The organism is Collinsella sp. AM31-2AC, from assembly GCF_003469285.1.
In the GTDB taxonomy this organism is placed as follows: Bacteria; Actinomycetota; Coriobacteriia; order Coriobacteriales; family Coriobacteriaceae; genus Collinsella; species Collinsella aerofaciens_AT.
This window is the reverse complement of record NZ_QSJB01000021.1, coordinates 19,315-31,163: the sequence shown is the minus strand read 5'-3', so window position 1 is coordinate 31,163 and position 11,849 is coordinate 19,315. Positions and strand designations below refer to the sequence as shown.

The following is an 11,849-nucleotide window of genomic DNA, read 5'->3' as shown; positions in this document are numbered from 1 at the left end:
GCGGAGGCGGGGCATGCCCCGCCTCTTACACCACATCTCTGCACGCTACCACTGCTACTTGTTTAGTAACAGCAATTTTAATCATTTCAGGGATCATTCAACGCCCCAAGCGCCCACAGACGGCGTTATTTCTCCCCATATGTTCAATAAAAGAGACGCCTAATGGTATTAAATCTCATCAGGGACCTCATTTTTGAACAAAATAAATGCAACCATAATGGCAACAGTACTCATATTTGCCCTTTTTTGCACACAGCCCTCCAGAATAGTCGTTAGGAACGACTCAAAATGGCAATTCCGGCACTTAGATGCTCTCTTCTTGAATGACTAGTTGTTAAAGAACACTCAGCGACTACTCCAATTCGCGACACACTGTGTCGCGAATTGAGCTGTTCTCACCACCGAAGACCGGTGAAAGCTCCTGGCCAGAATCTCGATAGTTTGTTAAAGTGCCCCCTCTGCAGGTTCAATGAGCGCTCATGTTCCAGACTAGCAAGTGAAGAAATATCGAAGCCATCGATGCTCATTTCCTATCGAAAAAACTAGTCAATACACGCTAATTAGCTTGATAAACTGCTTGTATTTTTGTCTACAAAACTGTATACAAAAAGAGATTCCGGTAACCAGCGCTCGACATTATGTCAATCGATAGGAGGCGCTATGGACGCCAAGCAGCTTGAAAAGATGATGGGGTTTGCCCCCGGAGAGTTGGAGAAAGCCGCGGAGGCATACGAAAAAGATGAATGGCCGAAGGGTCGCACCATCAAGCCGGGAAGGCCGTCGATCTCTGATGAGCCAAGCGTTGTTTTATCGGCACGTGTGGGTAAGTCTGTTCTTGAAGCCTTTGACGCAAAAGCAAAGCGCCATGGGCAAACACGCACGGAGCGACTCAGAGAGCTCATCACGCTCGATGCAATGATTGCTTAGACTCCACTCTCCCGCCGACCCAAACATGTACGCCAGCATCCAAAGTCGACATTTTTCGACATCTTTGAATGCTGGCGTACAGCTTTTTTGCAACATAGTCATCGGGGACGTTCTTAAATGACCAGTCGTTAAAGAACGTCCCCGATAACTAACTAGCCGTGGAAGCGGGCTATAGGCGCAAGTGGCTGCTCGCGAAAGACACGCTCGACGGCGGCACGGTATTCGTCGACCTTTTTAGTCTTGCGTACGAGCTTGTGAACGGTAGCGGGGTCGGCGAAGGCGCATTTGGCGTAGAACCACCACTCCTTCATGCGAAAGACCGCGTTGCCGCCAATCTCTTCCGCATAGGCCGCAAACAGCATGTCATGGAAACGCTGCAGTTCGGCTGCCGTGGCAGCAGGGCCACCCTTAACCATGCGAGCCAGCGCGGGGTTCGCGAGCAAGCCGCGTCCCAGCATTACATGGTGCGTGCCGGGATAGGCCTCCACCAGCGCATCCATGTCCTCAAGATCAAAGATGTCGCCGTTATAGGCCACGGGGAATGGCGCGCGATCCAACGTCTCGCCGTAAAACGCTTTGCGCGGCGAACCCGTATAGCGATCCCTCTGTACACGCGGGTGCACGATCAGCTCTGTCAACGGCATGCGGCAGTACAGATCGAGCACGCGCCCGTATTCGTCGTCACTCTCCAACCCCAGCCTGGTCTTTACCGACACCGGCAACGGCGACCGCTCGCACACATCGCTCAGGAACACCTCGAGCTCATCGAGGTTGCGCAGAAAGCCCGACCCTTTGCCCTTCGCGACAACCGTCCCCGAGGGGCAGCCAAGGTTGAGATTGACCTCGCGGTAGCCCATGTCGGCGAGCACGTGTGCTGCCCACACAAACTCGTCCGCATTCTTGGACATAAGCTGGGGAACGACATTAAGTCCCTGGTTATTGGCAGGATCGATCTCCTTAAACGCCTTGCCGCCAAAGCGGTTTCCCACCCGCGGCGGCGGCAAAAACGGCGTGTAATAACAATCGAGCGCGCCAAAGCACTCCGCATGCACGCGACGGAACACATGCCCGGTAATCCCCTCCATGGGGGCCAGCGATAAATTCATCAACATCCACTCTCAAATCAATGTGAGAAAGGGACTGTCCCTTTGTCACATCCCATTCAAGCGGTTCAGGAACTCTTCGCAGGCGCGAGAACGCAGGCGATATTTTTTCCACACCAGATACGATGCAATGGTGAAGGGGCAAAAGGGCAGTCCCTTTGCCCCAAGTGCCGGCTACCGGACGCAAGCTAGTTGCCGTTCGCGAACGCCGCCCATATTTCGAGGTCTAATACTTTTCCCGAGAAGTAAACGGCTGTATTTGGACCCCCGAAGCATTGACATTTTTAGGCGTCAAAACCGCAGGATTTGACTGGCAAAACCGCAGGAAATTGCACGCCAAAAGTGTCGATGCTTCGGGAGTCCGTTTTCACTCGTTCACTTCTCGGGAAAAGTATTAGACCTCGATTCCGCAGTCCCCGATGTGACAAAGGAACAGTCCATTTGTCACATTCAGAATTGACCCCCCCCGCAATAGCTCATCGATGGCGGGATTCTCTATACTGGGTCACATATGACGGTATCGCGCCAAAGGAGAACGCCGTGACCACCTCGCAGATATCCCTGCTCGCGCTCATCTTGGTTGGGGGCATCGGCATCCTGCTTATCGGAGTGAGCGCGCTCATGAAAGCCATCGCTCGCAAGAAAGCCAAGGCCTGTACCGCCGTGACCATGGGGACGGTCATCGACCATCGCTTTATGGGTGAAGGCAGAATGTATCCCGTTTTGGAATACACCGTCGACGGCACGCAATACCGCGCGAAAAAACAATTCCGCGGCATAAAGACCAAAAGCTTGTCGGGACTCCCCATCCGCACGCAAGCCACCGCCTACGAAGACGCCAAGGGCTGGCTGCACGTGCAGACAGGCCCCATCACCCGCCTAGGCACCCTTGCGGAGCAGCTTTGGCCCCTCGGTAGCCAAATGACCGTGTACTACAACCCCGGCAACCCAGACAAAAGCTATGTCGAACGCCCCATCGTGGGCAACTTTGCCACACTGATGTTTAACATCGCAGGCTTCTTGCTCATCGCGATGAGCATCTTGCTCTATGTTCTTATCCAGCGCTAGCTCAAACTGATGCGCCCCGCGCCCCATGCGCCGCAACGACCGCCACGACACCAAGGACCAGCTATGGCTACACTTTCCGAACAAGAACGCAAGCGCATCCAGCGATACTGCATCTGTCCCAAGGTTGCCGGTGCGGCGCTTGCCATGGCGTTTGTGCTGCCTTTTTTGATCATTCCCTTCGAAATGATTGACGACATCGTCTTCCATCACGAAGGCTTCCAGGAGACGGGCATGATGGCCGCCCTGGTGCTCACCGCCATCGAGCTCATCATCTTCTGCTATTGCGCGCTCGCGCCGCGCTTTGGCATGCGCGGCAAGCAGTGGAAGGAAATGCAGCACCGACTCGCCGTCGAGCAGTCCGAGAAAGACCGCACGGCACAAATCGCAGGCGTTATTGGCACGCAGGCCGCCGCGCGCCTACTCAAGAACAGCGACAACGAGACCGCGCGCAACTTGGGCGGCGCGGCAGAAGTCGCCGCTGCCGTAGGCGCCGTCGCCACCGCAGCGGACGTACTTACCGAAAGCTTCGCTAACGCAAAGGCCATGGCAGAGGCCTGTGGCGTGTCTGTCCCCCGTGCAAAGAAGTGGGTCGTCGCGCTTGTGGCGCTGCCCCTCGCGATCGTATGCGGCGCCTATATCCCGCAGCTGGCGCAGGGAAACATCGAGATGCAGGAGAACGCCGCGGCCGCGGCCGAGCAGATCGCCATCGCACGCAAGGCATTAGAGCCCTCATGCGAGTACGTGTCCGCCGATGACCCCTACGAGCGATATCAAGATTACGGCTATCACGTCCGCGGTTATCTGCACGACGGCGACTCCGATACCCAAAAGACCTATACGTACATGGATTTTGACAACAAGGGAACGCTCACGGAAGTGAGCTACGCGGCAGAGATTGACCCCGACGCGAGCCTCGAGGACAACCTTGCCCGTATCGAGCTCGACCTTGACGCGCTTTCCTCTGCTGTCCAAACCATAGACGTCAAGACCGCAAGCCCCGAGCTCCTAGCACCGCAGAAGCTCCCCGAAGAGTTTAGGCAGGCTTTTTTGAACGGCTCGCTCTACGAGAGAATCTCTATCAGGACGAGTGACGACCCCATCAAAGCGTATTACTCGTTTGACACGGATCCCGAGGACGAGTTTGACGAGTACACCCATCCAACCATCCGCATCACGCTGATGGGCAAAACGAACTAGGTGCAGGGAGATGAATGTGACAAAGGGGCTGTCCCTTTGTCACATTATTCGGAACGTAGGGCCTCCACGGGGTCTTTCTTGGATGCGCTGCGGGCCGGCAGCAGGCCAGCGACAACCGTCAGCAACACCGAAATCGCGATGAGCACCAGCGCATCCTGCACGGGCAGGCTCATCAGATTGGGCACCTGCTTGGCCGCAAGCGCCCAGGCATTAACCGGAAAGCTCACGGCCACCACGACGACAATGGCAAAGACGCCGGCAATGAGGCCTTCGATAAAGGTCTCGGCATTAAATACGTTTGCCACGTTGCGCTTTGACGCGCCGATCGCGCGCAGGATGCCAATCTCCTTTTTGCGCTCCAGCACGCTGATGTAGGTGATGATGCCGATCATGATGGAGCTGACGACCAAGCTGATGCTCACAAATGCGATGAGCACCAAGCTGATGGTGTTCACGATGTCGGTTACCGAACCCATGATAATGCCCATGTAGTCGGTGTACGAGATTGCCTGCTCGTCGTGGCCGGCGGCTTTGACCTGCTTGTTATACGCATCGATGTGATCGAGTACGCGCTCCTTGGCCTCAAAGTCGCGCGGGAAAATCTTAACCGAGATGGGATCTGCCTCATCCGCATAGCCCAACGTGGTCAGATTGTTATCGTAGGTGAGCTGCGACGCCTTGGCATAGCTCATCATGAGCGAACTCAGGTCCTCGGCGTCCATGTTGAAGTGAATGGCATTGGCAAAGGCGCTCGCATCCACACGCATAGCGCCCGCCAGGTTAGCAATACTCGACGACACCTGCGTAGCCACCTGTCCCATGAGCCCCGCCGCGCCTGCTTTAAGCTGGGACGATACAGTTGTCGCAATCTGCTCGCTAATTGTCTGCATCACCTGATCCATAGCCTGTTGCAGATACGGAGCCAGCTGCTTTTGCACATAGTCGGTCATCGCGTGCTGCAGGCGCTCTACCAGGGCATCGCCGCCGAGCGCTTTGAGCTGGGCCAGGATTTGCTGGGCTACCGCATCACTCTCAAGATACGTCGAGAACGCGGCGGCGAGCTTCGACGCGTCCTTAAGATCTTCGGGCGACAGCGCCTTAAACTGATCAGACTGCAAAAAGCCCTCAAACAGTTGGTTGGCAAGCGTTCCCACCTGCTGCATTTGCTCGGGCGTGAGCTCAAGACCATCAAAGATGCCCGAGAAATCTGGGGCCGGCGCTTTGGCCATGATGTCACTAAAGTCGATGTCCCTCCCAACACCCGAAAGGTCAATGTCCAGCCCGGACAAGTCGAGACCAGAAAGGTCCATACCGCCGGCTGCGCCCGAGAGCGCAGATGCATCGAACGAGAACGCGCTCTTCAGTGCCGCCTCGTCTACGCTGAACATACTGCCCAAATCCACGCCCTGCTTGGCTTCGCCCTGCAGCTCGTCGAAGGTTTTGCCCGTAAAGACATCCGTCTCGGGGTGGGTAAGCTGTTCCTGCACAATCTGCGAATCGGCAGCACGCTGCATAAGCTGGCGAGTCAGCGCATGCGTATAGGCAATGCCCGGGGATAATGCGCTCGCGTTGGCCGTCTCGTTGGGTCGCACCACGCCCACAATGCGCACGTCAATACCGTCGGCAACCTTGGCCGCCATATAGTCGGCATCGCCAGCCATGTCAGTCCACATGCCGGTCTCTTCGTTTTTGCGATAGGCATCTGCCGGCGACAGCACCTTAAACGTCGTGGACAGTGCATCGTCGTAGGTAAAGTCGGCGCCGGTCTTGGGCGCCTCGACCTTGCCGTCGGCCGTCATGGCGCTGTTAACCAGGTCGTTGAGTTCATCGATATCCAGCGCACCGATGCTGTAGAGCGTGTAGTCGCCCACCGTTCCGCGGCTCGAAAGCACCATCACGGCCTCGTTGGCTGACGTAGGCCAATGGCCGGCAACAACATCGTACTGGCTGTCGAGCAGGCTCTGGTCGTCAATCATCTCGTTAAAGACCGACGTTCCCATGGATTCCATGCTCACCGTTGCCGCCGAGCTCGCACCTCCGCTCATGGCCTCGGTCATGGCGTTGGGCACCAGCCGGACAGGCTTCTCATCGCCCTTGCCGGCACGATAGACAACCGGCGATACACCGTAGCCGTACTGAATGGCGTTGACCTCTTTATCGATGCCGTCGCCACCGGCATCGAGCCATGCCTTAAAGCTCGTCATGTCGTTGGACTTAACGCTTGCGAACATATCCTTTACGGCCGTGACCACAGGGATCTTATCGGTCCCCTGAGCCTTGCCGTCAGTGCTGCCGTCGAACGAGCCCTCGTTCTTGGACGTATCGTCATCCGTAGCCCCATGCCCGCCCATCATGGACGACAGGTCATAATCTTGTTTGGAAATCGTCAGCGGGTAGCTCGAGAGCGTGTCCTCCTCGACCTTTTTGATGTAGTCGTTTACGCCGTTGGAGAGCGCCAGGATCGCCGCAATGCCGATAATGCCAATCGAACCTGCAAAGGCCGTCATGGCCGTGCGGCCCTTCTTGGTCATGAGGTTTCGGGCAGAAAGCCCAAGCGCCGTCACAAAGCTCATCGAGGTTTTGCGCGTGGGCTTGGCCTCGCGACGCGCGGCCTCGGCAGCATCAAAGGGATCTGAATCGTCGGTGACCTTGCCGTCCGCCAGGCTGACGATGCGCGTGGCGTACTGGTACGCCAGCTCGGGATTGTGCGTGACCATGATGACCAGACGATCGCGCGCAACGTCCTTGAGCAAATCCATAACCTGCACGGATGTCGTTGAGTCCAAGGCGCCGGTCGGCTCGTCAGCCAGCACGATTTCGGGGTCGTTGATCAAGGCGCGGGCAATGGCCACGCGCTGCATCTGCCCGCCCGAAAGCTGGTTCGGGCGTTTGTCAACGTGCTCGCCCAGACCAACCGCCTCGAGCGCCTTACGCGCACGCTGGCGGCGCTCGGCATGCCCCACGCCCGTGAGCGTAAGCGCCAACTCCACGTTTTCCAAAATGCTCTGATGCGGAATGAGGTTATAGCTCTGGAACACAAAGCCGATGCGATTATTGCGATAGGCATCCCAATCGCGGTCGTTGAAGTCCTTGGTCGAGATGCCGTCGATCAGCAGATCGCCCGAATCGAAATGATCGAGTCCACCGATGACGTTGAGCATCGTAGTTTTACCCGAACCCGAGGGACCCAGAATGGCTACGAACTCGTTATCGCGAAAAGACAGGCTTACGCTGTCGAGCGCTACCTGCGTAAACGACTGCGTAACGTACCTTTTGCAAATAACTCTGAGATCCAGCATGGACGGCAACCTCTCTCGCGCGGGCGCGCTCGCCCGCTCCCCCCGCCGTTCACGTTCGGCGCGTTTGTCCTACTCTATCCTCATTTTTGGCCGATACCAGTGAAGAATGTAACGAACCGCGCCAAAAAACGAACGGGACAGCACGCCGCATGGCGCACCATCCCGCATATAACATCCCCGATGCGACAAAGAGGCTGTCACTTTGTCACATTCCAATGCGCGCTACTTTTCGAGCCCGCACGGCATAACGTTAGCGCTGCCGCGGCGAGCCTCAGTCACGGCTGCAAAGAAGCGATAGCCGCCCGAGAAGTTAAAGCACTCAAAGCCATGCTGCGCCAAAATGCGGCAAGCAATGTAGCTGCGAATGCCGCTCTGGCAAATCACGTAAACCGGCTTGGCCCGGTCGAGCTCGCCCAGGCGATTGCGCAGATCATCGACGGGAATGTTTACGAAACCATCGATATGCCCGCGCTCATACTCCCCTTCCGTACGAACATCGAGCAGCTGCACGCTGCCATCGCGTGGCAAGTTGGGCTCATCCTCCCAATGCCACTGCGCCAGTATGCCGCGATTGAGGTTCTCGATCATAAAGCCCGCCATATTGACGGGATCCTTCGCCGATGAATACGGCGGCGCGTATGCTAGGTCCAAATCCTTAAGCCTATCGCCGCGCATGCCTGCCTGGATGGCAGTCGCCAGAACGTCGATACGCTTGTCCACACCATCGATGCCCACGATTTGCGCACCCAGCAGGCGCAATCCCTGCTTCTCGAAGACAACCTTCATGGTCATGGGCGTTGCACCCGGATAATAACCCGCATGCGAACCGGGCGACAGGACCACGCTGTCGCAGTCAACTCCCGCCGCGTGTGCCGCCTTTTCGGATAGTCCCGTGCTTGCCGCCGTCAAGTCGAATACCTTGATAACCGATGAGCCCAACGATCCGAGGTAGCAGCTGTCCATGCCGGCTATGACATCGGCGACGACACGCCCCTGCTTGTTGGCGGGGCCGGCGAGCGAAATGACCGCGTCCTCGCCGGTCACCTGATGCGTGACCTGCACGGCATCGCCCACGGCATACACGTCGGCAGCAGAGGTCTCCATGCGGTCGTTGACCACAATAGCCCCCTTGATGCCCAGTTCGAGCCCCGCCTCTTGCGCCAGATGGCTCTCAGGTGCCACGCCAATGGCAAGCAGCACCATATCGGCTCCGATAGGGTCATCGCCCGCAACATGGGTGACAACGCGGCCATCAACTTCCTCAAAACCTGTCACATCGGCCTTGAGGCGCAGATCGATACCGTGCTCACGCACCTCGGTATGCAAAAGGGTCGCCATGTCGTAATCCAGGTTGTTCATAAGCTGGACGGGACGCTGCAGAAGGGTCACCTGGAGCCCCAGCTCGCACAGATTCTCCGCCGTCTCGACGCCAATGAAGCCGCCGCCGATCACGACGGCACTGCTCGGTCGCCGCTCTCGAACATAGCTGTGAATACGCAGCGTGTCCTCAACGGTGCGTAGGCTAAAGATTTTATCCGAGTCGATGCCCGGCAACGCAGGGCGAATCGGCTTTGCACCCGGCGACAGGATGAGCTTGTCATACGTCTCGACAAATTCCTCGCCCGTCAGCATATTGCGAACCTCGACCGTATGCGAATCGGGATGGATGGCAAACACCTCGTGACTCGTCTTGACCGCAATGCGAAAGCGATCCCAAAAGCCCTTGGGAGACTGCAGCGTCAATGCGCTCTCTTCTTCTATCACGCCGCCAATGTAGTACGGAAGCCCACAGTTGGCATACGATACAAAACCCGTGCGCTCAAAGATGACAATTTGGGCCTGCTCGTCGAGTCTGCGCAAACGTGCGGCCGCCGATGCTCCGCCCGCGACGCCTCCAACGATAACCACCTTCATAGCTAACGCACCACCTTTCCCGTGTAGCCGCTTATGCCGCCGATATTCTTGACACTGCCATACCCAGAACGCTTAAGAAAACTCACAGCTTGGTTGCTTCGCGCACCGCTCAGGCAATGCACGAAAAGCTGCGTGCCCTTTCGACGTATACCCATGATGCTACCCCGAAGCAGAAAAAAGAGTCGCTGTTTCCAGCGACTCCCCTTCAGTTGTCTGTCCCACGGACTTACTGTTCGCTCTTCGCGAGTGCCTGATCGATCAGTTTGTTGAGCGCCTCGCGCTGCTCAGCGGAGTTGATGCCGCCCATGATCGGCTCTCCCACAATGTTACCGTTCTGGTCGATCACGTAGGTGGTCGGGAACGAGTACAGGTTGGAGGTGAACTTTCCGGCCTCGCTGTCCGACTTAAACCAGATGTTCTTATACGTTACGCCCTTCTTGGAAAGCACGTCCTTGGCATCGGCCACCTCGTCTTTGTTGCCATCGAGCGTAAAGGAATTAACGCCCACGACCTGGCCGCCCTTCTCGGCAAGCTCCTTGTTGAGCTTCTCCAGATCGCCCAGCTCTCCCACGCACGGCTTGCAGGTGGTAAACCAGAAGTTCATGACGGTGACCTTGTTCTTGGAGAACAGCTCGTCGCTGTTTACATCGTTGCCGTCCAAGTCCTTGCCCTTAAAGCTGGGGAACTTCGTCTCCCCGCTCTCGCCGTTGGTCATGCCCGCGGTCGAGGCATCGACGCTCTCTCCCTCGCCGGGCGTGCTGCCACATCCGGGGAACTCCTTCTCCAGCGCCATGAGCTTGTCCTCGATCTCCTTGACCTGCTGCGCGCCGGCCTTAAGCGTCTTAAGCTCGTCAGCCGCAAACTGATCCTTGGCGCCCTCGATGGTATCGAGCAAGAAGTCACCGTAGTTCTTGCCGTCCTCAATCATGGGAGTGTCTTTGTTGGCCGCAAGGAACACCTTTTCCCATAGGGCGTTATCGCTCGCAAAGATCTCGTTTTCCTTTTGCAGCAGCTGCTGGTACAGCTCGGCCGCCTCCTCGGCACTCGACGGCTTTTGCGCTATGAGCTCGGCAATCTGCGCATCGCCGCTCGTGGCATCCTTCGCGTCGCCCTTGGGGGCAGAGCACGCCGCGAGAGTCAGCGCCAGCACGGGCAGCATCAACAGAGCCGCAATTTTTGACAGTTTCATGGTTCCTCCGTTTATATCGAAACTTATATAGGTACCTATTTGTTTTCGCGGGCTTGCGTGGACTGCGCGGGTTTGTCGCCCGTCACACCCAGCCCGTAGCGAAAGCTAATAGCATCGACGGGGCACGCGCCCACGCATTTGCCGCAACGAATGCACTCGGCATGGTCGGGCGTACGCGTAACGTCCACGTCCATCTGGCACACCTTGGCGCACTTGCCGCACGAGACGCATTTACAATGATCGACCTGAATCCCCAGCAACGACACCTTGTTCATGAGTGCATAAAATGCGCCGAGGGGGCAAATCCATTTACAGAAGGGGCGGTAGAACAGCACGCTCAGCACCGCAACCGCAATGAGGATCGCGAGCTTCCAGGTAAAGAGCTTTCCCAGCGCAGAGCGGATTCCCGTATTCATGATGGACAGCGGAATCGCGCCCTCGAGCACACCCTGCGGGCAGATGTACTTGCAAAAGAACGGGTCGCCCATACCCACATCGTTAACCACCAAGACGGGCAGCAGCACCACGGCAAACAGTAGCACGGCATACTTGATGTACGTGAGCGGCTTGAGCTTTTTCGTGGAGAGCTTTTTGCTGGGAATCTTATGCAGAAGCTCTTGCAGCCATCCAAACGGACACAAAAAGCCGCATACAAAACGTCCCAGTAGCACGCCGATCAGAATGAGCGTTCCGGTGACGTAATACGAAAAGCTGAACTTAGACGATCCCACCACCGACTGAAACGACCCGATGGGGCACGCACCCGAGGCCGCTGGACACGAGTAGCAGTTAAGCCCCGGCACGCAGACGGCTTTGCCGGCTCCCTGGTAGATACCGCCCTTGGCAAAGTTAGGCAGGTGAATATTGGTCGCAAGCGTCGCCGCCGCCTGAATCAATCCACGAAATCGCGCTAAAAGATGCGATGCAGTGTTTTTTCTTTTATCCAATTCCGATACACTCCAAGCACAGCCTGATTGCCTTGGCCAGCACGGCATCTGCCTCGCCGCGCATAATTCCAAAGCCAACCATGGCTACCCCAACGATCAGCAAAGCCACCTGCGCCACAGGCTTAATCGCTTTGAACAATCTGACCACTCCTTTCGTTTCGCGACCCATTGGACCATACCGACTATAAAATCCGTGTTAAGCGTG

General features: G+C 56.9%; 9 protein-coding genes. 3 read left to right on the top strand and 6 right to left on the bottom strand.

The window, feature by feature from the left end:
• Positions 1-660 precede the first annotated feature (660 nt).
• Complete coding sequence (locus tag DW796_RS09140) at positions 661-927, top strand: ribbon-helix-helix protein, CopG family (protein WP_118094936.1); 267 nt, start codon at positions 661-663, stop codon at positions 925-927.
• Between the two features lie 152 nt (positions 928-1,079).
• On the opposite strand, the gene DW796_RS09135 is transcribed toward DW796_RS09140, so the two are convergent.
• A complete protein-coding gene (locus DW796_RS09135; protein ID WP_118094934.1) occupies positions 1,080-2,033 on the bottom strand; it encodes a tRNA-dihydrouridine synthase in 954 nt (317 codons plus the stop codon).
• Between the two features lie 537 nt (positions 2,034-2,570).
• Here DW796_RS09135 and DW796_RS09125 point away from each other — a divergent pair.
• Complete coding sequence (locus tag DW796_RS09125) at positions 2,571-3,098, top strand: DUF3592 domain-containing protein (RefSeq protein WP_118094932.1); 528 nt, start codon at positions 2,571-2,573, stop codon at positions 3,096-3,098.
• Between the two features lie 63 nt (positions 3,099-3,161).
• Positions 3,162-4,295, top strand: coding sequence for a hypothetical protein (locus DW796_RS09120; RefSeq protein WP_118094930.1), 1,134 nt, complete (start codon positions 3,162-3,164; stop codon positions 4,293-4,295).
• A gap of 44 nt (positions 4,296-4,339) precedes the next feature.
• On the opposite strand, the gene DW796_RS09115 is transcribed toward DW796_RS09120, so the two are convergent.
• From DW796_RS09115 to DW796_RS09095, 5 genes are all read right to left on the bottom strand, one after another.
• Positions 4,340-7,594 (bottom strand): ABC transporter ATP-binding protein/permease, encoded by a 3,255-nt coding sequence (locus tag DW796_RS09115; RefSeq protein ID WP_118094928.1) that lies wholly within the window; start codon positions 7,592-7,594, stop codon positions 4,340-4,342.
• A 222-nt stretch (positions 7,595-7,816) separates the two neighbouring features.
• The gene (locus tag DW796_RS09110; protein ID WP_118094926.1) at positions 7,817-9,508 is read right to left on the bottom strand and encodes an FAD-dependent oxidoreductase; all 1,692 of its coding nucleotides are present in this window, start codon (positions 9,506-9,508) and stop codon (positions 7,817-7,819) included.
• 226 nt (positions 9,509-9,734) lie between these two features.
• Positions 9,735-10,697 carry a redoxin domain-containing protein gene (locus DW796_RS09105; RefSeq protein ID WP_117736508.1) on the bottom strand — a complete coding sequence of 321 codons (963 nt, stop codon included), beginning with the start codon at positions 10,695-10,697 and terminating at the stop codon, positions 9,735-9,737.
• Between the two features lie 35 nt (positions 10,698-10,732).
• A complete protein-coding gene (locus DW796_RS09100) occupies positions 10,733-11,644 on the bottom strand; it encodes a 4Fe-4S binding protein (RefSeq protein ID WP_118094924.1) in 912 nt (303 codons plus the stop codon).
• A complete protein-coding gene (locus tag DW796_RS09095) occupies positions 11,637-11,783 on the bottom strand; it encodes a CD1871A family CXXC motif-containing protein (RefSeq protein ID WP_197032826.1) in 147 nt (48 codons plus the stop codon). Before DW796_RS09095 ends, DW796_RS09100 begins: the two co-directional genes overlap by 8 nt.
• Positions 11,784-11,849: the final 66 nt, after the last annotated feature.